The 23,199-nt window shown below is 57.1% G+C and carries 21 protein-coding genes and 1 pseudogene; 12 read left to right on the plus strand and 10 right to left on the minus strand.

What is annotated here, in order from left to right; translation table 11 throughout:
• Nucleotides 1–56: 56 nt before the first annotated feature.
• From OB87_RS09105 to OB87_RS09115, 3 genes are read right to left on the minus strand one after another with little or no spacing between them, the layout of a single operon-like run.
• Nucleotides 57–935, minus strand: coding sequence for a metal ABC transporter substrate-binding protein (locus tag OB87_RS09105; protein ID WP_033569129.1), 879 nt, complete (start codon nt 933–935; stop codon nt 57–59).
• Nucleotides 936–985: 50 nt separating this feature from the next.
• Nucleotides 986–1,840, minus strand: coding sequence for a metal ABC transporter permease (locus tag OB87_RS09110; protein WP_033569130.1), 855 nt, complete (start codon nt 1,838–1,840; stop codon nt 986–988).
• Complete coding sequence (locus OB87_RS09115) at nt 1,837–2,574, minus strand: metal ABC transporter ATP-binding protein (protein ID WP_033569131.1); 738 nt, start codon at nt 2,572–2,574, stop codon at nt 1,837–1,839. The genes OB87_RS09110 and OB87_RS09115 overlap by 4 nt, the downstream gene beginning before the upstream one ends.
• A 383-nt stretch (nt 2,575–2,957) precedes the next feature.
• On the opposite strand from OB87_RS09115, the gene OB87_RS09120 reads away from it, so the two are divergent.
• Together OB87_RS09120 and OB87_RS09125 are read left to right on the plus strand one after the other, a co-directional pair.
• Nucleotides 2,958–3,893: an extracellular solute-binding protein gene (locus OB87_RS09120; protein WP_235425252.1), complete on the plus strand. Its 936-nt coding sequence runs from the start codon at nt 2,958–2,960 to the stop codon at nt 3,891–3,893.
• An 8-nt stretch (nt 3,894–3,901) separates the two neighbouring features.
• Complete coding sequence (locus OB87_RS09125) at nt 3,902–4,654, plus strand: molybdate ABC transporter permease subunit (protein WP_033569133.1); 753 nt, start codon at nt 3,902–3,904, stop codon at nt 4,652–4,654.
• Nucleotides 4,655–4,682: 28 nt separating this feature from the next.
• Here the strand turns inward: OB87_RS09125 and OB87_RS09130 are convergent, their stop codons facing one another.
• The 3 genes from OB87_RS09130 to OB87_RS09140 are packed head-to-tail and all read right to left on the minus strand — an operon-like array spanning nt 4,683 to nt 7,462.
• Nucleotides 4,683–5,600: a BadF/BadG/BcrA/BcrD ATPase family protein gene (locus OB87_RS09130; protein WP_050515682.1), complete on the minus strand. Its 918-nt coding sequence runs from the start codon at nt 5,598–5,600 to the stop codon at nt 4,683–4,685.
• Nucleotides 5,597–6,145 carry a glucosamine kinase gene (locus tag OB87_RS09135; RefSeq protein WP_033569134.1) on the minus strand — a complete coding sequence of 183 codons (549 nt, stop codon included), beginning with the start codon at nt 6,143–6,145 and terminating at the stop codon, nt 5,597–5,599. Before OB87_RS09135 ends, OB87_RS09130 begins: the two co-directional genes overlap by 4 nt.
• 9 nt (nt 6,146–6,154) lie before the next feature.
• Nucleotides 6,155–7,462 carry an ABC transporter substrate-binding protein gene (locus OB87_RS09140; protein WP_033569286.1) on the minus strand — a complete coding sequence of 436 codons (1,308 nt, stop codon included), beginning with the start codon at nt 7,460–7,462 and terminating at the stop codon, nt 6,155–6,157.
• A gap of 628 nt (nt 7,463–8,090) precedes the next feature.
• Between OB87_RS09140 and OB87_RS09145 the strand changes: the two genes are divergently transcribed.
• The 7 genes and pseudogenes from OB87_RS09145 to OB87_RS20605 form a co-directional block, all read left to right on the plus strand.
• Complete coding sequence (locus OB87_RS09145; protein ID WP_033569135.1) at nt 8,091–10,556, plus strand: hypothetical protein; 2,466 nt, start codon at nt 8,091–8,093, stop codon at nt 10,554–10,556.
• 1 nt (nt 10,557) lies between these two features.
• Nucleotides 10,558–11,661: a beta-galactosidase BglB gene (bglB, locus tag OB87_RS09150; protein WP_033569136.1), complete on the plus strand. Its 1,104-nt coding sequence runs from the start codon at nt 10,558–10,560 to the stop codon at nt 11,659–11,661.
• A 67-nt stretch (nt 11,662–11,728) separates the two neighbouring features.
• A complete protein-coding gene (locus tag OB87_RS09155; RefSeq protein WP_033569137.1) occupies nt 11,729–12,829 on the plus strand; it encodes an ABC transporter ATP-binding protein in 1,101 nt (366 codons plus the stop codon).
• Nucleotides 12,830–12,844: 15 nt separating this feature from the next.
• The gene (locus OB87_RS09160; protein ID WP_033569138.1) at nt 12,845–13,846 is read left to right on the plus strand and encodes a carbohydrate ABC transporter permease; all 1,002 of its coding nucleotides are present in this window, start codon (nt 12,845–12,847) and stop codon (nt 13,844–13,846) included.
• 12 nt (nt 13,847–13,858) lie between these two features.
• Entirely contained in the window at nt 13,859–14,911 is a 1,053-nt protein-coding gene (locus OB87_RS09165) for a carbohydrate ABC transporter permease (protein ID WP_033569139.1), read from the plus strand.
• Nucleotides 14,912–15,970: a LacI family DNA-binding transcriptional regulator gene (locus tag OB87_RS09170; protein WP_033569140.1), complete on the plus strand. Its 1,059-nt coding sequence runs from the start codon at nt 14,912–14,914 to the stop codon at nt 15,968–15,970. It begins immediately after the preceding gene.
• 187 nt (nt 15,971–16,157) lie between these two features.
• Nucleotides 16,158–16,522 (plus strand): annotated as a pseudogene (locus OB87_RS20605) (transposase); the annotation flags it as partial.
• A gap of 118 nt (nt 16,523–16,640) precedes the next feature.
• Here the strand turns inward: OB87_RS20605 and OB87_RS09180 are convergent.
• A complete protein-coding gene (locus tag OB87_RS09180; protein WP_033569141.1) occupies nt 16,641–16,946 on the minus strand; it encodes a hypothetical protein in 306 nt (101 codons plus the stop codon).
• A 174-nt stretch (nt 16,947–17,120) separates the two neighbouring features.
• Between OB87_RS09180 and OB87_RS09185 the strand changes: the two genes are divergently transcribed.
• Both OB87_RS09185 and OB87_RS09190 read left to right on the plus strand, forming a co-directional pair.
• Nucleotides 17,121–17,750, plus strand: a complete 630-nt coding sequence (locus OB87_RS09185; RefSeq protein ID WP_033569142.1) for a Rossmann-fold NAD(P)-binding domain-containing protein — start codon at nt 17,121–17,123, stop codon at nt 17,748–17,750.
• Between the two features lie 34 nt (nt 17,751–17,784).
• Complete coding sequence (locus tag OB87_RS09190; RefSeq protein ID WP_033569143.1) at nt 17,785–18,363, plus strand: flavin reductase family protein; 579 nt, start codon at nt 17,785–17,787, stop codon at nt 18,361–18,363.
• A 70-nt stretch (nt 18,364–18,433) separates the two neighbouring features.
• Here OB87_RS09190 and OB87_RS09195 read toward each other — a convergent pair whose 3' ends face one another.
• The 3 genes from OB87_RS09195 to ssb1 all read right to left on the minus strand — a co-directional run bounded on the left by OB87_RS09195 (nt 18,434) and on the right by ssb1 (nt 20,034).
• Nucleotides 18,434–19,081, minus strand: coding sequence for a hypothetical protein (locus tag OB87_RS09195; protein WP_033569144.1), 648 nt, complete (start codon nt 19,079–19,081; stop codon nt 18,434–18,436).
• Between the two features lie 101 nt (nt 19,082–19,182).
• Nucleotides 19,183–19,380, minus strand: coding sequence for a hypothetical protein (locus OB87_RS19810; RefSeq protein WP_235425253.1), 198 nt, complete (start codon nt 19,378–19,380; stop codon nt 19,183–19,185).
• A 108-nt stretch (nt 19,381–19,488) separates the two neighbouring features.
• On the minus strand, nt 19,489–20,034 hold the full coding sequence (gene ssb1 / locus OB87_RS09200) for a single-stranded DNA-binding protein SSB1 (RefSeq protein ID WP_033569145.1): 546 nt from the start codon (nt 20,032–20,034) through the stop codon (nt 19,489–19,491).
• A 245-nt stretch (nt 20,035–20,279) separates the two neighbouring features.
• On the opposite strand from ssb1, the gene uvrA reads away from it, so the two are divergent.
• Nucleotides 20,280–23,111 (plus strand): excinuclease ABC subunit UvrA, encoded by a 2,832-nt coding sequence (uvrA, locus tag OB87_RS09205; RefSeq protein WP_033569146.1) that lies wholly within the window; start codon nt 20,280–20,282, stop codon nt 23,109–23,111.
• Nucleotides 23,112–23,199 lie beyond the last annotated feature (88 nt).

The following is a 23,199-nucleotide window of genomic DNA, read 5'->3' on the forward strand; positions in this document are numbered from 1 at the left end:
GAGGTTGAGGGGCAGCGGTCGGTGTATTGCCCGGCGATGCCGGGCAAATTAAGCGCTTACTTCATTCCTGCGGCGATCGTGTCCACATTGTGTCTGAACGCGGCGGTGTAGGTCGCGGCCGGGCCGTTGCTGTCGGTCAGCGCTTCCGGATAGAGTTCCCCACCCGGCTGCGCGCCGCTGGCGTCGGCGATCTGTTTCACCAGACGCGGATCGGTCTGATTTTCGATGAAGTACAGTTTCACGTGCTCTTTCTTGATCTGATTGATCAGTTTGGCGACGGTTTTGCTGCTGGCTTCGGACTCGGTGGAGTAACCAACAGGTGACAGGAAATGCACGCCGTAGGCGGCGGCAAAATAGCCGAAGGCGTCATGACTGGTCAGCACCTTGCGCTTTTCCTTAGGAATAGCGGAAAACGTTTGGGTGGCGTAGTCATCCAGTTGTTGCAGTTGCTGAATATAGCTGTCGCCCTGTTTGCGGTAATCCTCAGCGTGTTCCGGGTCGGCTTTGACCAGCGCATCAACGATGTTATGAGCGTAGGTGATGCCGTTTTTCATGCTGTTCCAGGCGTGCGGGTCGGTGACGGTTTTACCGTCTTCTTCCATTTTCAGGGTTTTGATGCCTTTGGAGGCGGTAATCACGTCGCCTTTGTAGCCGGAGGCTTTGACCAGGCGATCCAGCCAGCCTTCCAGTCCCAGCCCGTTAACAAACACCACGTCGGCCTGCGACAAGGTTTTACTGTCTTTCGGCGAGGGTTCGAACTCGTGCGGGTCGCCGTTCGGTTGCACCAGGTCGGTCACGTGCACGTGCTGGCCGCCAATCTGGCTAACCATATCGCCCAGCACCGAAAAACTGGCGACTACATTCAGATCTTTCGCCATCGCCAGCGGGCTCAACAGCAGGCTAGACAACGCCATAACCAAAACAGAACGCTTCATTTTTTCCCTCTCAGTGTCGTGTGACAGGCAGTGTGTTGAATGATTAAATATCAGCGACGTGTGCGTAACATGCCGCCATGTGAACCGAAAAGAACCGAAAAACAGAACAGTAGTGTAGTGGTGAGGATCACCGCCGGTCCCGCTGGCAGGTCGGCGTAATAAGACCAGATTAGCCCCACCAGACTGGCGCAGGCACCAATAGCTACCGCGACCATCAGCATGACGGGCAGGCGGTGGGTCCAGAAACGGGCGCAGGCGGCGGGTAGCATCATCATGCCGACCGCCATCAGCGTGCCGAGCAACTGGAAGCCCGCCACCAGATTCAGTACCACCAGCGACAGAAACAGGCCGTGGATCAACGCGCGCGAGCGGCGCGACAAAATCTTCAGGAAGGTGACGTCAAACGATTCGATCACCAGCGCCCGGTAGATCAACGCCAGCACCAGCACCGAGCAGGAGCTGATGACGCCGATGGTGATCAGCGCATCGGCGTCGATAGCCAGAATCGAACCGAACAGCACGTGCAACAGGTCGACACTGGAGCCGCGCAGCGACACCAGCGTCACCCCCAGCGCCAGCGAGCCGAGATAGAACCCGGCGAAACTGGCGTCTTCCTTCAGTTCGGTGTGACGGCTGACCACGCCGGACAGCATCGCCACCGCCAGCCCGGCGATAAACCCGCCCACGCCCATCGCCACCAGCGACATGCCGGAAATCAGGTAGCCAATCGCCACGCCGGGCAACACCGCGTGGGACAGCGCATCGCCTACCAAGCTCATACGGCGTAGCAACAGAAAACAGCCGAGCGGCGCGGCGCTCAGTGTGAGTGCCAGGCAGCCCACCAGCGCCCGGCGCATGAAACCAAAATCACCGAACGGCTCGGTCAACAAATGAATCAGCGTCATGGCACCAGCCTCAGTTGCGGCGGAACCGTTGCTTGCAACGGTGAGGTGGTTTGCAAAGGTGTCGCGACGTGGGGTGAAGACGGCAACACGTCGTCGCAGTCGCCCCAGCGGTGGCCTTCCGACGCGAGCATCAGCACGCGGGGGAAATGCGCCTGTACTTGTTCCAGGTCGTGCAGCACCGCCAGAATGGTGCGTCCTTCCTGATGCAACTGCCGGATTACCGCCAGCAGCGCACGCGTGGTCTGGGCATCAATGCCGGTAAACGGTTCATCCAGCAGGATCACCGGCGATTGCATTACCAGCAGCCGGGCAAACAGTACGCGCTGCAACTGGCCGCCGGAAAGTGTACCGATGTGTGCCTGCGCGAATGCCGCCATGCCGACGGTATCCAGTGCATCGAGCGCGTTTTTGCGCCATGCGCTGGAAATGCGGCCAAACATGCCGCAGTGCGGCATACAGCCCATCAAAACCAGGTCGTTAACGCTGAGCGGAAATTGACGGTCGAATTCGGCTAATTGCGGCAGGTAGCCCAGTTGACGGCGTGCCTGTGGTGCCATGCAGAAATGCCCGCCAAGCGGCGGCAACAAACCGGCCAGGGTCTTAAGCAGCGTCGATTTCCCGGTGCCGTTAGCACCGACGATCGCGGTCAGCGAACCGCTGTCAAAACAACCGTCCAGCGTGCCCAGCGGGGACTGGCCCGGATAACCAAACATCAAGGTGTGTAATGCAATCATGCCAGCGCCACCGCCCAGGAAATCAAGCCCCATAACAGCGCCAGCACAACACCGGCGATACCCAGCCGGGCAACAGCGGAAAAAGCGTAAAGACTGGTCACAGTATCCTCCATCATTATCGTTATAATATAACATAACGATTTTTTGCCAGTCCGCGAGAGGTAAAAAAATGTGTCTGAATGGTGAAGGAGCAAATGAGGGCCGCAAACGCCGTGACGAAAGGCGTTATCAAGGCATTTCAATGTATTGAGAGCGCAGCCTGGTCTTGAAATGCCTTACAGCACGATCGGGATCACATATTTTGTCGCATTTTATTTTTTGAATTTGTTCGCAGTCAGGAGGAGTCTCGTTATTTCTTTTTATATATAACGGATGAGTGGAACGTGAACACGCGGATGACGTATCAACTGGCTGCCGTATTGGTGGCTGCGCTATTCGGGGGCAGCGCCGCGCAGGCGCAGGATAAAATTCAATTAACCTACGCCGGGTCGATGGGCGTGGTGATGGACAAGGCGTTGGGGCCGACGTTCGCCAAAAAAGAAAACCTGACCTATCAGGGACAGGGGCAAGGGGCGTATGGCATGGCGCGCCTGCTGGCTAGCAAGAAGGTGGTGGCGGACGTATTCGTGTCGATCACGCCAGGGCCGATGCAGATTCTGAAAGACGCGGGACTTATCGACGACGCCATTCCGGTTGCCAGCACCCGCATGGTCATCGCCTACAACCCGAAAAGCCCGTTTGCCGCCCGACTGGCGGCGTCCGATAAAGCAAAGAATAGTGATTGGCTGAGCGTGTTGCAGGACAAATCGCTGAAGTTCGGCCGTACTGATCCGTATAACGACCCGCAGGGCCAGAACATCGTCTTCACCATGCTGCTGGCCGAAAAGTACTACCATCAACCGGACGCTGCTAAAAAGGCGCTGGGCGAGGTACAGAACCCGGCGCAGGTGTTCATGGAAGGCGGGCTGCTGACCCGGCTGGAATCCGGCCAGATCGACGCCACCTCCGGTTACGAAAGCGCGGTACGCTCCGCCAAACTGCCGTATGTATCGCTACCGGACGAGATCAACCTCAGCAACCCGGCGATGTCGAAACAGTGGTATGACACCGTCAGCTTCACCATCAAAGACAGCGCGGGTAAAGATCAGGTGCTGCATACCCAGCCGCTGGTGTTCTACGCCGCGGTGCTGAAAAACGCGCCCGATGCGGCGCAGGCCCGTAAATTCATCGACTTTATGCTCAGCCCGGAAGGGCAAGCGCTGTTGCGCCAGAACGGTTACGACGTTCCAAAAGGTACGGCGCTCTACGCGGCGAAGTAACCGCCACGATGGTGTTTTGGTTGGCAATACCGGCACTGCTGCTGTTGGCGGTGCCGTTTGTCACGTTGCTCGGTATTACGCCGTGGCATCATTTCCAACTGGCCTGGGGGGATGGCGACGCTATTGCCGTGTCCGTCAGCCTCGGCCTGCTGTCGATCACACTGGTGATTCTGCTGGGGTTGCCGGTGGCGCTCTGGCTGGCGCGTGCGCCTGGCTCTCGCTGTCGCTGGCTAGTGGAACTGCTGGTGATGATCCCGCTGCTGACGCCGCCGTTGGCGATGGGGATCCTGCTGGTGTCGGTGTACGGGCCGTACAGCCCGATCGGCAGCCTGCTATCCCGCGCCGGGCTGGCGTTGGTGAATAACCCGGCAGCGTTCGTGACGGCACAGGTGTACGGGGCGTTGCCTTATTTCATCACCGCGGCGCGCTCCGCTTTCGCCGGTATTCCGGTAGCGGTGGACGAGGCTGGGCGTATTCTGGGGGCGACCGCCTGGCAACGGCTGATCTACCTGACCTTGCCGCAGGCCGCTTCCGGGCTGGCGGCGGCTGTCGCCATCGCCTGGGTGCGGGCGATGGGCGAATTCGGCATCGTGATGATTTTCGCCTATTTTCCGCAAGGCATCCCGGTGAAGCTGTATATCAACCTGCAAAATGACGGCGTGGACGCGGTGTACGCGCTGGTGTGGTTGCTGCTGGCGATGACATTGCCACTGCCGTTGCTCTGCCTGCGCTGGGCGACGCGGCGGCAGGCAGGTGCGTGAAAGCGTGGGGCACCGAGAGGTGTGAGCGTCAGGCGTAGAGCGCGTAACCGTGGACGGCAATCAGCCGTGCGCCGTCCAGCGCGTCGCCAGTCGGCGGCGACAGCCGCTGTTGCCACTCTTCAGCCAGCCAGGGCCGGATATGCAAACCGATGCTGCCCATCAGCGACAGGTGGGGCGGCTGATGCTTCGCCACCGCAGCGAGCAGCCCTTCGATGTCACGGGCCGTCTGTTGCAGCAGGCGGGTTGCCAGCGCATCGCCCTGACCAGCGCAGTCAAACACCGGTCGGGCGAAGCGGGCGTAATCCCCCGGTTTGGCCTGATTCAGCCAGTCCGCTGCTTGCGCGTCGCTATCAAACGGCAGTGCGTGCTGCCGACTTAATGCCGATGGTGCCGCCCAACCCTGTTTGACACCCCAGAGGTATTGCAACGCGGCCAGCCCGAGACGGGCACCGCTGCCTTGATCGGAAATCGGAAATTCGTGGCCGCCGTAAGCGGTGATGGCACGTTGATGCCACGCCAGCCCGCACGAACCGGTTCCGGCGATCACCACCCCGGCGTCGGCACCCTGATTCACCGCCAGACAGGCACCCAGCGCATCGGTATTCAACACCTGTGCGGCGTAGGGATGTGGCAAAGCCAGAAACGCCTGATAAGCGCTGCGGTGTTCAGCACTAGCCAGCGCCAGCCCGACGTGCAGACGTGCGCTGTCCTGTTCGCCTAATCCACTGTGTTTCAGCGCCTGCATCAACGCGTCGTCCACCGCCTGACGCACCGTTGCCACCCCCAGCAGCAGATTGGCGCGACCGCCACTGCCCTGGCCGAGTGGCGTGCCGTCGGCGCGGTAAATTCGTGCCCGGCAACCGGTGCCGCCGCCGTCGACGCCAGCGTACAGCGCTTCACCGGCATCGGTTCTGTTACTGCTATCCGGCGTGGTAGTGGCGGTCATGCGCGGGCCTCCTGCATGAGATAAGGGAGGCAGGCCGCCGCCAGTGCGCCGCTAAAGCAGACCTGCTCCGGTTGGTGTGCCTCAGACATGCGCAGCAGTACTGCCAGTTCATGGGCGCTGCGTTTTAGCAGCGGCACCGCCAGCGGGTCGTCCGGTTGCGCGAGCATCTCGGCTGCCAGCGTGGCGTAATCACCGGCCTGTGCCTGCTTTGACCAATCCACCACCTGCTCGATGTGGTTATCGAAACGGGCAAACAGCGTACTGGCGAGCGGCGTGAGCGGCGTCATACCTTCCACTGTTTGCAGCATCGCCTGCACGCCCCACAGCCCGAGCCGCGCCTGGCTGGCTGGGTCGCCCACCGGAAACAGGCTGCCGCCGTAGCGTTGCAGCCGTCCTTGCCGCCAGCACAGCAGCCGGGTAAAGGTGCCGGTTATCACTAACACGCGGTCTTCATCCGGCCAGCGTTGCTGGCAGAAGTCGTTTTCGGTCTGCCAGTCAAACGGCGTGTTGCCATCGATGGGCAGGTGAATCAACTGGCGTTTCATACCCCTCCGTTACTGCGCTTTCTGCTGCTGGCGGTTGGCGATGATGGTTTGATTAAGCCGTTTCACGTCGTTTTCTGTCAGGCGCAGATACTCGTCGTAGGACACCTGATTGTTCAGGTACTGGGTAAAACGTGTCAGGATAATCGGGTACAGCTCGTTGCCACCCAGACTTTCCATTTTCTCCCAGTCGAAGACATAGGCCGGGATGTTGGCGATCTCGGTGCGGGCGGTGTTCAGCCCGTCGATCACGTGCTGATCCTTGGTCTGGTAGTGGAGATCCGGAATATCCGCACCGACGATGATATTAAAGTGCTCGGCAATCTCACGTTGAATCGCGTCGCTGCCTAACCATTCCATGAATTCCGCCACTTCTTTCGGGTGCTTGGTGGTCTTGAACGGCATGATGAAGGTGGCACCCCCCATCGAGATACATTTTTCCTTGCAGGGAGCAGGCAGCATTTTCCAGTCGAAGCCGTTGCCGATCTGCTTGCTGAACTGGTTCAACTGCCAGTTACCGGAGAAATAGGTGACGATATTGCCGTTCACGAAGTCGTCCGCCATGCTCTTGTATTGACCACCACCCGCGGCACCCCACATTTCACGCGGGAAGACGCCTTCGTCCGACCAGCGCTTCAGGTCTTTAATCCACGCCTGCGCGGCGGCGTCTGGGAAGTTGATCACGCCGTCTTTGTCGTAGCGTGTGCCGTAGGAATAAGCCGGGCCAGAGAAACGAAAACCGCTGCGGTCAATGGTAAAGGGAATGGCGACGCCGGTTTTGGCTGCCACCTGTTTCGATGCCTGCACCAATTGTTCCAGCGTGTAACCCGGCTGTGGCAGCGGCACACCAGCCTGCTGGAACAGGGTCACGTTGACGAACGGCAGGTCGGCGGTCCAGGAGGCGACGAAGCCGGGGAGGGCGTTATCTTTGTGTACCCCTTTGATACGCATGATTTTTTCAATGCTGGCACCGTAGCGTTTTTCAAAACCGGCCGGGTCAGCCAGATACGGGCGCAGGTCGAGCGTGTAGGAGAGCAGGCCCATCTGGGTGGTCTTGGCGATATCCGGCCCCAGACCGGCGGCCAGTTGCATCGGCAACTGAGTTTGCAGAGCGTTGTAGCCGGTGCTGACGAAGTTTACGTCGATATGATCGTTGCTTTGTGAAAACGTCTTCACCCTCTGTTCCATGAAATGGACCAGCTCCGGGTCATCGTCGCTGTATAAAAAGGTGATTTGCGTTTTGGCGGCAATGGCATTACTGCTGGCAATAGCGCCCAGCGTTATACAGGAAAATAACAGCGCGTGTTGATAGCGATTCATCATACTCTCCCACTCTTCCACCCATATGGATATATATACCCGTCATACTTCAAGTTGCTGGTGCGTTGGCTTCCCTCACTCACCCCAGTCACTTACTTATGTAAGCTCCTGGGGATTCACTCGGTTGCCGCCTTCCCGCAACTCGAATTATTTTGGGTAACCCCGTCATACTTCACGTTACTGGAAGTTGCAGGTGCGTTGGCTTTATTACTCCGGGTATATTCGACAGCTTTGATGCATGATGCAAATTTGCATTAATGGTCCATTCAGGGACTCATCATGAACAAAAATGGCGTTCTTTTTTGTGAGGCCTATTAAATATATTTCGACTTATGGCCGAGTCAACGTCTTTTTGTGATAAGAATCGCATATTGTTCACGCAATAATTTACTCTATAATGCAAAAATACGATGTTAAGTGCAAATTGCCAAATAATGCAAATTTTGCATTAAATTGAGTTTGCTCACCCTTGTGGCACTGAAAAGTTGCATTGCGCCAAATAAAGGCGGGGCATGCACGATAACGGTGCAAATAAATGCCATAAGGTATTTTTTATTCGTCAGTTTTTTATTTATTCATGCATTTTCGATATTTCATTTATTCGCGTGTGCGGTAACAAGGATTCGCCATGAATATCGGTTGGGTGTTAAAGAAAAATAGTGTGATTAACCGGTTTATGATTACCGAACTGGAGGAAAAATATTATCCTTCTGAAGCGGATACCCTGCCGGATACGGTGAATTACCGCTTTATTAATGGTTTTGTGGATGTCGGTGTATTGCCTTGTCGGGTACGGTTCCTGAAAGAAACCGCGCTGCGCACCATCCGTCTGCCGGATAACCTGGGTTTTCACACGCTGTGGAGCGGTGGAGATGACAGTCAGTCGGTCAATTTTAGCGAGTTCTGGCCTTGTGCCACCCATGTGCAGCGCTTTGCCCGCTGCTACCTGCACAGCGATAGCCTGCAACCGGCGCGTTTCCAGCTCAGCACCTGCGGTGGTGTGACCGTCTGGCTGAACGGCCGCCAGATCTGCCGGTTTACCCCGTTTAGCCGCAACACCGAACAACATTGTGAACTGACGCTGCCGCTGCAACTGGGGCTGAATACGCTGGTGGTGCACGCCGAGGAGCTGTGCGAGCGTGACACCGACTACCTGTTTAGCCTGCGTTACCTTGATGAATCACCGCTGCGTTGGCAAGCCACGCCGGATGCCGCCAGTAGCGCACGGATTCAGGCGTTGGACGGCTGGCTCAACAGCTTATCGCTGGCCGATAACCTGACCGATGGCGATACCCTGACATTGCGCGCCGCCACGCCATTGCCGGAAGCGGTCAGCGTCAGTCATCGGCTGCTATGCAACGTCAACGAATCGGCACCGCCCTGGCGACAACACCTGTCGCTGGCGGCAGGCGACGTCGGCTGGCAGGTAACTCTGCCCGTGGAACTGGTGGGCTATTACGACCTGGTGTGCAGCGCGGCGTGCGACGGCATCACCCTGAATCGCACTATCAGCTTCGGCCGCCTGCCAACGCAGACGATGCCGCCATTGCCGACGCTGGCCGCCCGACGCGACTACATGCTACGCCACATCGCGTTGCACGGCTTCGAGCGGATTGGCCGGGTGCTGGCGGCCTTCGCCACCGGCGAAGGAACGGCGGATATCATGCCTGCCCTCAATCAGGCGCTGCACAAGATCAGCCGTCGGGAGGACTGCGCCGACTTTCAACTGGTGCCGCTCATCTGGCTGTGGCAGCGCTATCAGGGTCAACGGCTGACGGCGCATGACTGGCGGCGCATCCGTAGCGTGATCCTCGGTTTTCGTTACTGGATCGACGAGCCGGGCAACGACACCATGTGGTTCTGGAGCGAAAACCACTGCCTCTGTTTCCACGTCGCGCAGTATCTGGCCGGGCAAAACTTTCCCGATGCGGTATTCGTATGCAGTGGTCGTCAGGGCCGCGAGCAACAGGCTATCGCCCGTCAGCGGCTGGACAGATGGTTTGACGCCATTCTGGAACACGGACTGGTGGAGTGGAACTCCGCTGCTTACTACCCCATCGACCTGATCGGGCTGGTGGCGCTGGTTGAGCTGGCCTGCGATGAAAGCCTGCGCGAACGCGCCCGCACCGTTATCGACCGTATCCTGCTGATGACCGCCTGGGTGCATCAGAATGGCGTGGCGGTCGGCACCATGGGCCGCGCCTACGATAAGGAACTGCGCTCCGGCATGTTGACCGAGCTGTCTGGCCTGTGTGCGCTGGTCTGGGGTGAAGGCTGGTTGATTCCGCATTGCGCGGCGCTGCCGCTGCTGTGCCTGAGCCAGTATCAACCGCCTGACGAGACGCTGGCCATCGCCCACTGGCCGTCGCCGCAGGGCGGGCAGGCCCGTTGGGTGCAGGGGCTGAACCGCAGCGCCTGCGTGATTGCCTGGAAACAGCAGGATGTGGCGTTTTCCTCGGTATTCGATCACCACCCCGGCCAGCCGGGGCACCAGCAGCATGTGCTGGATATTCGTCTGGGTCGGCATTACGCCGCCCGATTGTGGGTCAACCATCCCGGTGAGGATCGCCCGGACGGCGTGCATCGCCCCTCGTATTGGGCTGGCAACGGCCGCCTGCCGCACGTGATGCAGCATCGCAACCGCGCCTGGATGATTTTCGATTTACAGCACGACCTGCGCCGCTGGACCCATCTCTACCTGCCGCGTGCCGCGCTGGACGAGGTGGTGGTGGACGCCTGCTGGTGTTTTGTGCGTGGCGGCAACGGTTATGCCGCGCTGCACAACCCGGCCGGGCTGCAACGGCATACCCCGGATGGCGGCCAGCCGGACAGCGAATTGCGCGCCTTCGGCGAGCATAACGTCTGGTACATCGTGGTAGATAGCGGGCAGGGCGCGGCGGGATTCACCGCGTTTATCGAGCGCTTCCGCCACCGTCAGGCGCAATTGTCGGACGACGGCGCGGCGCAGTTTGACGACCCGGACTACGGCCTGATGGCCTGGCATCCGGCGAGCGGTTTTTCTGTCAATCATCATCCCTTTGCGTTTCCCGACACGGTGTCGGTAATGCCTGAGCGTACCGAGGAGGATCGGTAACATGACAACACAATCTACGATCGGGTCATCCGACAGCCAGCAGATTGATGTGCTGTTGGACAAGGTGGCGCTGGCGTTCTGCCGCCTGAAGGCCATCAACAGCGTGACCGATGACGCGCAGGCCAGCGACACGCTGACCATCCAGTTCGAAGAGTGGGACTGGGAAGTGGGCGTCGGCCTGTACGGCTTCTGGAAACTGGCGCGACAGCGGCAGGATCACGCCATGCTGGCGGCACTGGAGCAGTGGTACGAACAAAAATTGCAGGCCGGGTTGCCGCCGCGACAAATCAACTCTACCGCGCCGATGCTGGTGCTGGCGCTGCTGTGTCGTGACAACCCGCGTCCGCACTGGCTGGCAGCAGTGGCGGAGTGGGCGGACTGGCTGCTGCATTCGCTGCCGAAAACCGAAGATGGCGGCTTCCAGCATACGGTCAAAGAGCGCCCCAACACCGGGCAACTGTGGGACGACACACTGTTTATGGCCGGGCTGTTTCTGGTGGTCAGCGCCGGGGTGCTCAAACGCCGCGAACTGCTGGACGAAGCCGAATACCAGTTGCTGACTCACGCCCGTTATCTGGCGGACGCCACCACCGGGCTGTGGTATCACGGCTGGACTTTTCTGGGCCGCCACCATTACGCCGGGGCGTTCTGGGGGCGCGGCAACGCCTGGGTGACGCTGGTGCTGCCGGAAATCTGTTGTCTGGCGGATGGGCCGCTCTCGGTGCCGGTGCGCCGCACGCTGGAGGCGATCCTCACCCAGCAAACCCGTGCATTGGCGACCTGCCAACACGATTCCGGGTTGTGGCACACCCTGCTCAACGACCCGGATTCGCCGCTGGAAACCTCCGCCAGTGCCGGTTTCATCGCCGGTATTCTCACCGCTCGCCAGCTCGGCATGTTGGCGGATTTTCCGCAGGCGGTGCTGGACAAAGGGCTGGCAGCGGTAATAGCGCAGATTGATGAGCAGGGCGTGGTGCAAGGGGTGTCGGATGGCACCGCGATGGGCCATGACCTGCAGTTTTATCACGATATCCCCAATGTCGCCGTGCCGTATGGGCAGGCGCTGGTCATGCTGATGCTGCTGGCGCAGCGGTATCCTGTTTGAAAAACAGAAACGGGTTTGAAAAACAGAACCAGGTTTGAAAAACAGAAACAGGTTTGAGGAAACGGTGATGGCGAGTCTGGAACTGAAAAACGTCCATAAAAGCTATGGGTCGATACAGATTATCAAAGGCGTGGATCTGACGATCCGCGACGGGGAGTTCATGGTGTTCGTCGGGCCGTCCGGCTGCGGGAAATCCACACTGTTGCGGATGATTGCCGGTCTGGAGCCGATCACCGACGGCGAGCTGTGGATCGGCGATCGCAAGGTCAACGACCTTGGCCCGGCGGATCGCAAAATCGCCATGGTGTTCCAGTCTTATGCGCTGTACCCGCATCTGTCGGTGCGCAAGAACCTGGCGTTCGGGCTGGAAAACCTGCATTTCCCCAAAGACGAAATTGAGCGGCGCATCGCGGAAGCCGCACGCATGTTGGGGCTGGAGCCGTATCTGGATCGCAAACCGCGGGCGTTGTCCGGTGGGCAGCAACAGCGCGTCGCCATCGGCCGCGCCATCGTGCGCGACCCGGATCTGTTCCTGTTTGACGAGCCGCTATCCAACCTTGATGCCAAACTGCGGGTGCAGACCCGTGGCGAGCTGACCCGGCTGCACCAGAAGCTGCGCACCACCATGATTTATGTTACCCACGATCAGATTGAGGCGATGACCATGGCCCAGCGCATTGTGGTGCTCAACGGCGGTCGCATCGAACAAGTGGGAACGCCGCTGGAGCTGTTTAACCGGCCGAAAAACAAGTTTGTAGCCGGTTTTATCGGTTCGCCGCGCATGAACATGTTCCACGCCACCATCAGCAGTGCGTCGGATGAAGGGGTAGACGTGCGCTGTCCGTCCGGCAACCTGCTGCGCCTGCCGTTTCGCGGTGAAGAGGGGAAAACGGTGGAGTTGGGCATTCGCCCGTCACACTGTCAGCTGGTGGGGGAACACGACGGCGGCGTGTCGCTGTGCATCGATCGCTGCGAAATGATGGGGCATGAAACCTTTATCTATGGCCGCTGCGGCGGTATCGACGACGAGCTGATCGTACACCTGCCGGGGCATCATGAATTTCGTACCGGCGAGCTGGTGTTTGTTCGCTTCCCACCAGACTATTGCCACCTGTTTGACGCGGATAGCGGTCAGGTGCTGCCGCGTCTGACAGAACAGTACGCCTGATGGCAGGAGACAAGCATGAACCGAAAATCGTTGATTCAGCCTGGCGCGTCGCTGGTAGATACGCTGGTTACGCCGGTGGAAAAATCGGTCAACCTGCTGCAAAAATTCGGCGGCCGCCGGGTGATGCCGTGGTTTTTCATCGCGCCGAACATGCTGCTGTTCGCCGTGTTCGTGTTTATTCCGATCCTGCTGGCGGTGTGCTACGCCTTCACCGGCGGCACCAACATTCTGCTGTGGGACCGGCCCTACGTCGGGCTACAGAATTTCGCCAGCTTGCTGCGTTGCGAGCAGTACAGCGTGCCGACCACCTGCGAGCAGGACCTGTTCTGGACCGGCGTCTACAACACCGTCTCGTTCACCTTTTTTAATGTGACGTGCACGCTCGGCGTGGCGCTGGTTACCGCACTGATCCTCAACCGTAAGATCATCGCCCGTGGCTTTTTCCGCGCCATTTTCTTCTACCCGGTGCTGTTGTCGCCGGTGGTGGTCGGGCTGGTATGGCAGTGGTTCCTCAACCGTAACGGGTTGCTAAACCTGGTGCTGTCGTCGCTGGGCGGCCAGCCGGTTACGTTCTTGCTGGAGCCGTCGCTGGCGCGCTTCTGGGTGGTGTTCGTGTCGGTGTGGTTTCACGTCGGCTTTTATACCCTGATTCTGCTGGCCGGGTTACAGGCGATCCCGCGTGATATCTACGAGGCGGCGGCGGTGGATGGCACCTCGCGCTGGCGCGGTTTCTATCGCCTGACGCTGCCGTTGCTCGCCCCCAACATTCTGGTGGTGGTGATCCTGTTGACCATCAACAGTGTGCAGATTTTCGATGAAGCCTGGGTGCTGACCAACGGCGGCGGGCCGGGCACCGCCAACAACTTTATTGTGCAGTACATCTATCAGACCGCGTTTTCCTCCAACGCGTCGCTGTACGGGCTGGCCTCGGCAGCGTCGGTGCTGATGGGGCTGGTGCTGATGATTCTGACGGCGTTGCAGTTCCTGCTGACCCGTCGTCTGGAAGGCAAAAAATAACCGGGAGTCGGCATGATGAAGATAATCGCGTTTCTTACCCGCACCCGTTATCCGGGGCGGATTCACGTCACCGACATCCTCAGTTGGGTCTGGCTAGTGGTGGGTACGCTGCTGGTGTTGATCCCGGTGATGTGGGCGGCGATGTCGTCGTTGAAAACCCCGTCGGAGATCAACCGCTTCCCCCCCAGCTTTCTGCCGGAAGCCGCCAGCACCGTCACGCTGCCCGACTACCCGAAACCGCTGGAGCTGTGGCAGGCGAAACAGGACGACGGCAGTAACAAGACGCTGGCGATGGTACGCCGCATCGGCCTGTTGGCGCAGATGGTAGACCCTAAAGCGCCGCAGGAGGTGGTGCGGGTGCCGGTGCAGAACCTGACGCCACAGAAAACCCTGCATCTGGAAACCGACAACTACGCCACACCGCTGTCGAAATTCCACTTCGCCACCTACCTGAAAAACACCGTATTTGTGACGGTGATGGCGACGCTGCTGACATTGCTGCTGAGTTCAATGGCGGCGTTCGCGCTGGCAAAATACCAGTTTCGCGGCCGCGGCACGGTGTTAACGCTTTTTCTGTCCACCATGATGATCCCGCTGTCGGTGGTGATGGTGCCGACCTTTCTGGTGGTGATCGGCCTGCATATGGGGGACAACCTGTGGGGGGTGATTATCCCCACCATCGCCACACCCACCGGGGTGTTCCTGCTGCGCCAATACATGCTGACCATCCCGGATGAGTTGATCGAAGCCGCGCGTATCGACGCCGCCAGCGAGTTTCGTATTTACTGGAAAATCATCCTGCCGTTGACCGCACCGGCGCTGGCGGTGCTGGCGATCTTCTCGGTGATCTGGCGCTGGAACGACTTCCTGTGGCCGTTGATCGTGCTATCCAGTCAGGATAACTTCACGTTGCAGATCGGCCTGAATGCGTTTCAGGGGCAGTTCTCGGTGCAGTGGCACTACATTCTGGCGATGACCATGCTGTCGTTGCTGCCGGTGACGGCGGTGTTCGTGTTCCTGCAAAAATACATCACCACCGGCATTGCCAACACGGGAATGAAATAAATGGCGACGCTCAAGGATATTGCCGATCGCGCGGGGGTGTCGATCAGTACGGTGTCACGGGTGCTGAACGGCACCGCGCCCATCAGTGCCAAAGTACGCCAGCAGATCATGGCGATCGCCACCGAACAGGGGTATCCGCTGCATAAGGCGAGCAAAACGGCGGCCACTGCGGAGCCGCTGCGCCACATCATGTTGGCGACGCCGCGCAACCTGATGCTGGAAAGTGAACTCAATCTGGTGTCGCTGACGCTGATCAACCGGCTGAAAACCTTGTGTCAGCAGCGCAACATCCAGCTCAGTCCGTTTGTTGGCGAGCCGGACAGCATCAATGAACAGCAGTTATTGCAGGCGCTGCGCGGCGGGCGGGAAAGTGGCATTCTGATCGTCAACGACGACCACCCCACGTTACTTAACGCGGTGGCAGAAAGTGGCGTACCGGCAGTGCTGATCAACGGCGAAGACCCGACCATGCGGCTTAACACCGTGATGCCCGCCAACCACTACTCGGCCGCCGCGGCGGTGCGTTACCTGATTGCACAAGGGCATCGGCGTATTTTGCATCTGACCTGGCATTCCCGCCTGACCATCCGCGAGCGTGAGCGCGGCTACCGCGACGCGCTGGCTGAAGCCGGTATCCCGCTGGACGAACGGTTGATTCTGTCGCTGCCGGATTTCCAGCCGCTGACCGCCCGCGACGCGCTGCTCGGCTGGCTGGCGCGCCACCCGGACCGGCTCGGCGTCACCGCTATTTTTTGCGCCGCCGACAATCAGGCCATTGGCGTGGCGGATGCGCTTAACCAGCACGGCCTGCGGGTGCCGGATGATATCTCGGTGATGGGCATGGACGATATTCTGCCGCTGGACATGCTGCCGCTTTCACTCACTACCGTGCACCTGCCGTTTGAAGAGATGGCACGCGCCGCGCTGCATCTGCTCACCCAGCAACTGCTGCCCGCACAGGCGCTCGGCATTGCCCAGCGCATCGAACTGGCCGGGCATCTGGTGGTGAGGGATTCGGTAGGGGCGGGAGTGACACCGGTTGTTTCAGTAAAGGAATGAACCAGGCTTAATTGACAATAAGATCAGAAACAATAAGACGGTAAATAGTCGGGCGCGCTAAGCGTCCACTAACGCTTCCATCTGACTGAGCCAGTGATCAAACAACGGGCACTGTTGCCGAATTCGAGGAATGATCCTCCCCACCATTAGTGGGCACGCGGCAAACTCTCGACCAGAGGAGACTCACATGACAAAACCAGCATCAACCAGCAAGAAGCCCCGTAAACAGCATACGCCGGAGTTTCGCGATGAAGCCCTAAAACTGGCTGAGCGCATCGGTGTCGCTGCTGCTGCCCGCGAACTCAGCCTGTATGAATAGCAGCTTTATGCATGGCGCAGTAAACAACAACAGCAAATGACATCTTCAGAGCGAGAAAGCGAACTGGCCGCAGAGAATGCCAGCCTCAAGCGCTAATTGGCTGAGTGGAACGAGGAGCTGGCCATTCTCCAAAAGGCCGCGACATACTTTGCGAAGCGCCTGAAATGAAGGTTGTCTTTATCGAAAAACATCAGGCAGAGTTCAGCATCAAAGCCATGTGCCGGGTGCTTCAGGCAAAAGCTGTTGTTGTATTCATACATTTAACGGAGAAATAATTCATCGGGAAGGGAATGAGAACCTATCCTGATACTTATTAGGATCATCTGATGAAATAGGTTCTCGGGCTAGTACTCAGAAAGAGAGCAATTTGTTCAGGGCATCGATTGCCATCTTAGGTGTCATCAGGAAACCTTGATACCACAGGCTTCGACTTGGAGATAAATACTCTTCTATGGCCCAGTGTTGTTGACGAATACTCTGAATGTCACGAAATGTTTTATATGTGATAAATAATAGCCATGGCATGATTAATATTGGGTATAAATCCGGAATAAGCCATTGGGGAAAAAATACCAAATAAAGCAGAGCCAAAAAATAAAATAAACCTATAAATAATTTTAGAGAATAAAATATGATGTATTTATCTTCGCGAGCCATGCTATATCCCTGTTGCTAATCAGTACAATGCATTAAAATCGAGAGAATAAGCATATATTGATGGTTTTTATTGCTGTTGAAAAGAGATTAGCGTATTGCTGTTAAAAGAATTCAGTCACAAGCCATTGGTCATTATGGCATATCATGATGCATAGCTGAAAAGGATGGCAACCAATGAAACTACTACTTGTAGGTGCAACTGGGTTAGTTGGTCATCAGGTGTTAGTAAAAGCGTTGGCCGATACACGTATTACGCAGGTGGTGGCACCGGTGCGTCGTGCATTACCGGCTCATGACAAACTGATCGCGCCGCCGGTGAATTTTGAACAATTGCCGGAAGACGCCGACTGGTGGCAGGCGGATGCGGTAATTTGCACGCTGGGCACCACCATCAAGGCGGCGGGCAGTCAGGCCGCGTTCTATCGGGTCGATCATGACTATCCGCTGACTGCCGCGCGGCTGGCCCACGCGCATGGCACGCCAGCTTATGTGCTGAATTCGGCGTCGGGAGCCAACGTATCATCACGTTTTTTCTATAACCGGGTGAAAGGTGAATTGGAGCGTGACCTGGCCGGAGTGGGGTTTTCCTCACTGACGCTAGTACGCCCTGGGCTGATAGGCGGCAAGCGTGACGAGCGCCGACCGGGTGAATGGATAGCGCAGCAGGCGCTGCGGGTACTACATCCGTTGCTGCCGTTAGCCTGGCGCATTAATCCGGCCGAGCGAATTGCGGATGCGTTGCTGGCGGCGGTGCTGGCCCCTGCCGCGGGTGTCCGGGTGATTACCTCTGAACATCTGGTGTAGAGTGAAAGGCAACGTGCATAACGCAGGAGTCAATATGAATAGCGCGATTTCACCAGTTGAACTGGCAAAAGCCTATCGGCTGGTTAACCACGGGCCGACGGTGCTAGTGTCTGCCTGTCATGATGGCGTGGACGATGTGATGGCGGCAGCCTGGTGCTGTGGGCTGGATTTTGCACCACCTAAGCTGACCGTGGTGCTGGATAAGGCGACTAAAACACGTGAGCTACTGGAAAACAGCGGTTATTTTGCCATTCAGGTGCCGACGGTAGCACAACTGGAACTGACTAATCAGGTGGGGAGTATCAGCCTGCGGGATGACTCAGATAAACTGGCACACTGCCAGGTGGAACTGTTTCGCACCAGCGAATCAGATGTGCCGTTAGTAGCAGGTTGTGCAGCGTGGCTGCTGTGCAAGCTGATCCCTGAAGCTCACAATCAGCACACCTACGACCTGTTTATCGGCGAGGTCATTGGTGCCTGGGCGGATTCACATGTATTTCGCGACGGCCACTGGCATTTTGAAGACGCTGACCCGCAATGGCGTAGCCTGCATCATGTGGCAGGCGGGCACTACTATGCCATCGGCGATGCACTGGATGCGAAAGAGTCGTGACCATAAACTAACGCCCTGTAAGAGCAGGGCGTTGAGGGGGAAATAAACGCCATAATACAGCTGATTGTATTTATTGTACTTTACTGTTCTCTATTGGCGGTAAAGGGGATGAAGATTTAAATGATTCTATACCCCATTGCCAGATTTGTGATTTTCTTTCTGGTGTGGTTAATAATCCCACCATGCCATAGAGGAAAGTAAATAAAATAATGCTGGCGATGATTCCCGAAAAGCCACTCCATATCCAGGATAATATACGTAATGCAATTGGTGTTTTTTGCTTTTCTTTTCTTGATGCGGCTCGAAAAAATTCTTTAATAGCCTCTTCTTTGGCATTCTCAATGGCCCGGTTTTGTATTATGTCATTCTCGGCTATTTTTTGATTTTTCTTATCTATTTCTATTTTAAGGTTTTCTATTTCCGAGTTTTTCTTGTCAATAATATCGAGTTGCTGCTGATAGTCCTTCCTGATTTCCTCTTCCCAGTCTTCCAATAGACGAGAAAACATTGTTCTGGCATTATCACGGTAAGCATCTAAACGTCGTTGAATATGAACAACTTGCTCATGAAATTGCTTTACGGCAAGATCAATCTCTTGATCAGATTGGCCATTAGCACGTAGTTTTTCAGCGTATTGGTTTTTCTCAAGTTTATAGAATGAATAGGCTATCAAACCAATACTGTCTTCTGGATTTTTTACCAGTAACTGAAAACCCATGATTTCTCATTGGCTACCACCAAAGAATTATCGCTTTCCATCGCTCTGAAATAATGTCCTGTATTAATACAATACGAAAGATATTTTAGGCCGTATTAATTTTATCTTTTTTCGTCACTAGAACCTAATACCTGACTCATAGCCTGATGAATCAGTTCGTTCAGATCTGACGGAGAGAGTGTTCTTACTGTTGCAGCTGCACCTGCGGCGCTAGCGCGGTTTGATGCCTGTTCGACGGATTGCAACATAGCCTGACGGTGTGCTTCGGAAATTCGCTGCAATTCAAATGAACGTGACATAGGCAATATCCTCGTCCTTTTTTCTGAATTTATTGTAGTAGTCGGGTTCATCCTTGAACCTGTCCATAATGCCGGAACCAGTATGGACCCCGGCACTGATGACGCTTATCAGAACGGAATATCGTCATCAAAATCCATCGGCGGCTCGTTGCCTGGCATTGGTGCGCTTTGCTGCGGACGGGACTGACCACCGCCGCTGAACTGGTTAGCTTGTTGCGGCTGTTGTGGTTGCCCCCAACCGCCTTGTGGTGCGTTGCCACCCGCATTGTTGCTCATGCCGCCACCCGCTGGAGCGCCGCCGCCTGTACGGCCGCCAAGCATCTGCATACTGCCGGAGATATCAACCACCACTTCGGTGGTGTAGCGATCCTGGCCGCCCTGATCCTGCCATTTACGGGTACGCAACTGGCCTTCGATATACACCTGAGAACCTTTGCGCAGGTATTCGCCCGCGATTTCCGCCAGCTTGCCGTACAACGCGACGCGGTGCCATTCGGTACGCTCTTTCTGCTCACCGGTCTGCTTGTCGCGCCAGCTGTCCGACGTGGCCAGAGTCAGGTTAGCGACAGCGCCGCCATTTGGCATGTAACGGACTTCCGGGTCTTGACCCAGATTCCCGATAAGAATCACTTTGTTAACGCCTCTGCTGGCCATGTTGGTATCTCCTGAACAATCACTTTTTAAAGTTTAAGCGAAGAATTCTATCATGCCACTCTGACAGATAATACCCGCGATCCGCGCTCCATTCTTTTTTCCACTGTTGCGGGAGTTGCAGTCATATACTGGATATCCATTCAGTTTATTTTGTGCCATAATCGGCCGTTTCTACCGGTTTCCTTTCGTACGGAATGTCATACGGAAAGGATGAAAACGCAGCGTCTATTGCGGGAAAAGTGTGCATGGATAAGATCGAAATTCGTGGTGCCCGTACCCATAACCTGAAGAATATCAACCTGATTATTCCACGCGATAAACTGATCGTCGTGACAGGGTTATCCGGTTCTGGCAAATCCTCGCTGGCGTTCGATACGCTGTATGCCGAAGGGCAGCGCCGTTATGTGGAGTCGCTGTCAGCCTACGCCCGCCAGTTTCTGTCGCTGATGGAAAAGCCGGATGTGGATCACATCGAAGGGTTGTCGCCCGCCATTTCCATCGAGCAAAAGTCCACGTCGCACAACCCACGTTCCACCGTCGGCACCATCACCGAAATCCACGATTACCTGCGCTTGTTGTTTGCCCGTGTTGGCGAGCCGCGCTGCCCGGAACACGATATTCCGCTCGATGCCCAGACCGTCAGCCAGATGGTCGACAATGTTTTGTCGCAGCCGGAGGGTAAACGGCTGATGCTGCTGGCACCGATCGTGAAAGAACGTAAGGGCGAACACACCAAAACGCTGGAAAACCTGGCGACGCAGGGTTACATCCGCGCCCGTATCGACGGTGAAGTGTGTGACCTGTCGGACCCGCCGAAACTGGAATTGCAGAAAAAGCACACCATTGAAGTGGTCGTCGACCGTTTTAAAGTGCGCGACGATTTGGCACAGCGTTTGGCCGAGTCGTTTGAAACCGCGCTGGAGTTGTCTGGTGGCACCGCTGTGGTGGCGGACATGGATGACCCCGGCGCGCCGGAACTGCTGTTCTCCGCCAACTTCGCCTGCCCGGTGTGCGGCTACAGTATGCACGAGTTGGAACCGCGTCTGTTTTCATTCAACAACCCGGCGGGTGCCTGCCCGACTTGCGATGGGCTTGGCGTGCAGCAGTTTTTCGACCCGGCGCGTGTGGTGCAAAATGGTGAGCTGTCGCTGGCTGGCGGCGCTATTCGTGGCTGGGATCGCCGTAACTTCTACTATTTTCAGATGCTGCGCTCGCTGGCGGAACATTACGAATTCGACGTCGAAGCGCCGTTCGATAGCCTTAGCCCGGCGGTCCATAAAGTCATTCTTTACGGTTCCGGTAAGGAAAATATCGAGTTCAAATACATCAATGATCGCGGCGATACGTCGGTGCGCCGCCATCCGTTCGAAGGGGTGCTCAATAATATGGAGCGCCGCTACAAAGAAACCGAATCGACCGCGGTGCGTGAGGAACTGGCAAAGTTCATCAGCAACCGGCCGTGCGCCAGCTGTGGCGGCACGCGTCTGCGTGAAGAAGCGCGCCACGTCTATGTGGAGCAGACCACGCTGCCACAGATTGCTGACATGAGCATCGGCCATGCGATGGAATTTTTCCATAACATCAAGCTGAGCGGTCAACGGGCGAAAATTGCCGAAAAAGTGCTGAAAGAAATCGGCGATCGGCTGCGTTTTCTGGTTAACGTGGGTCTGAATTACCTGTCGCTGTCGCGCTCGGCGGAAACCTTGTCGGGCGGCGAAGCGCAGCGTATTCGCCTGGCGAGCCAAATCGGTGCCGGTCTGGTCGGCGTGATGTACGTGCTGGACGAACCGTCCATTGGCCTTCACCAGCGCGATAACGAGCGCCTGCTGGAGACGCTGATCCACCTGCGTAATCTCGGTAACACGGTGATCGTGGTGGAACACGATGAAGACGCCATCCGTGCCGCTGACCACATTATTGATATTGGCCCCGGTGCTGGCGTACACGGCGGTCAGGTGATCGCCGAAGGCACGGCCACGCAGATTATGGCGGTGCCGGAATCATTGACCGGGCAGTTCCTGAGTGGGGCGCGCAAGATCGAGATTCCGGCGCAGCGCATACCGGCGGATCCGGGTAAAGTCCTTAAGTTGATTGGCGCACGCGGCAACAACCTGAAAGATGTGACGCTCACCCTGCCGGTCGGACTGTTCACCTGCATTACCGGGGTGTCCGGCTCCGGCAAGTCGACGCTGATCAACGATACCCTGTTCCCGATCGCCCAGCGTCAGCTTAACGGCGGCGAACTGAACGAACCGGCACCGTACCGTGATATTCAGGGCCTGGAGCATTTCGATAAGGTCATCGACATCGATCAAAGCCCGATCGGTCGTACTCCACGTTCCAACCCGGCTACCTACACCGGTGTGTTCACGCCGATCCGCGAGTTGTTCGCCGGTGTGCCGGAAGCGCGCAGCCGCGGTTATAACCCCGGCCGTTTCAGCTTTAACGTGCGCGGCGGGCGTTGCGAAGCCTGCCAGGGCGATGGCGTGATCAAGGTGGAAATGCACTTCCTGCCGGACATTTACGTCCCTTGCGATCAGTGCAAAGGCAAACGCTATAACCGCGAAACGCTGGAGATTAAATACAAAGGCAAGAGCATCCATGAAGTGCTGGAGATGACTATCGAAGAAGCTCGCGAGTTCTTCGACGCCATTCCGGCGCTGGCGCGTAAACTGCAAACGCTGATCGATGTTGGTTTGTCCTACATCCGGCTGGGGCAGTCCGCTACTACCTTGTCCGGCGGTGAGGCGCAGCGCGTGAAGCTGGCGCGCGAGTTGTCGAAACGCGGCACCGGGCAGACGCTCTATATTCTGGATGAGCCCACTACCGGCCTGCACTTTGCTGATATCCAACAACTGTTGACGGTACTGCATCAGTTGCGCGATCAGGGCAACACCATTGTGGTGATCGAGCACAACCTGGACGTGATCAAGACCGCAGACTGGATTGTCGATCTCGGCCCGGAAGGCGGCAGTGGCGGTGGTGAAATTCTGGTTTCCGGCACGCCGGAAACGGTGGCGCAGTGCGAGAAATCCCACACCGCTCGTTTCCTGAAACCGATTCTGGAGCGTGGTTAAGCAGGCTCCATTCGGCGGTTGTGAAGCGCGGCTTGCCGCGCTTTTTTTTATGGCATTATCTGGTAATCATTCACATTACAGGTGACTT

The sequence above is a fragment of the Dickeya undicola genome, assembly GCF_000784735.1.
Taxonomy (GTDB): Bacteria; Pseudomonadota; Gammaproteobacteria; order Enterobacterales; family Enterobacteriaceae; genus Dickeya; species Dickeya undicola.

Coding starts and splice junctions, on each gene's coding strand:
- OB87_RS09105 (WP_033569129.1), bottom strand. CDS start 935: ATGAAGCGTTCTGTTTTGGTTATGGCGTTGTCTAGCCTGCTGTTGAGC.
- OB87_RS09110 (WP_033569130.1), bottom strand. CDS start 1,840: ATGACGCTGATTCATTTGTTGACCGAGCCGTTCGGTGATTTTGGTTTC.
- OB87_RS09115 (WP_033569131.1), bottom strand. CDS start 2,574: ATGATTGCATTACACACCTTGATGTTTGGTTATCCGGGCCAGTCCCCG.
- OB87_RS09125 (WP_033569133.1), top strand. CDS start 3,902: ATGGTGTTTTGGTTGGCAATACCGGCACTGCTGCTGTTGGCGGTGCCG.
- OB87_RS09130 (WP_050515682.1), bottom strand. CDS start 5,600: ATGACCGCCACTACCACGCCGGATAGCAGTAACAGAACCGATGCCGGT.
- OB87_RS09135 (WP_033569134.1), bottom strand. CDS start 6,145: ATGAAACGCCAGTTGATTCACCTGCCCATCGATGGCAACACGCCGTTT.
- OB87_RS09140 (WP_033569286.1), bottom strand. CDS start 7,462: ATGAATCGCTATCAACACGCGCTGTTATTTTCCTGTATAACGCTGGGC.
- OB87_RS09145 (WP_033569135.1), top strand. CDS start 8,091: ATGAATATCGGTTGGGTGTTAAAGAAAAATAGTGTGATTAACCGGTTT.
- bglB (WP_033569136.1), top strand. CDS start 10,558: ATGACAACACAATCTACGATCGGGTCATCCGACAGCCAGCAGATTGAT.
- OB87_RS09155 (WP_033569137.1), top strand. CDS start 11,729: ATGGCGAGTCTGGAACTGAAAAACGTCCATAAAAGCTATGGGTCGATA.
- OB87_RS09160 (WP_033569138.1), top strand. CDS start 12,845: ATGAACCGAAAATCGTTGATTCAGCCTGGCGCGTCGCTGGTAGATACG.
- OB87_RS09165 (WP_033569139.1), top strand. CDS start 13,859: ATGATGAAGATAATCGCGTTTCTTACCCGCACCCGTTATCCGGGGCGG.
- OB87_RS09170 (WP_033569140.1), top strand. CDS start 14,912: ATGGCGACGCTCAAGGATATTGCCGATCGCGCGGGGGTGTCGATCAGT.
- OB87_RS09180 (WP_033569141.1), bottom strand. CDS start 16,946: ATGGCTCGCGAAGATAAATACATCATATTTTATTCTCTAAAATTATTT.
- OB87_RS09185 (WP_033569142.1), top strand. CDS start 17,121: ATGAAACTACTACTTGTAGGTGCAACTGGGTTAGTTGGTCATCAGGTG.
- OB87_RS09190 (WP_033569143.1), top strand. CDS start 17,785: ATGAATAGCGCGATTTCACCAGTTGAACTGGCAAAAGCCTATCGGCTG.
- OB87_RS09195 (WP_033569144.1), bottom strand. CDS start 19,081: ATGGGTTTTCAGTTACTGGTAAAAAATCCAGAAGACAGTATTGGTTTG.
- OB87_RS19810 (WP_235425253.1), bottom strand. CDS start 19,380: ATGTCACGTTCATTTGAATTGCAGCGAATTTCCGAAGCACACCGTCAG.
- ssb1 (WP_033569145.1), bottom strand. CDS start 20,034: ATGGCCAGCAGAGGCGTTAACAAAGTGATTCTTATCGGGAATCTGGGT.
- uvrA (WP_033569146.1), top strand. CDS start 20,280: ATGGATAAGATCGAAATTCGTGGTGCCCGTACCCATAACCTGAAGAAT.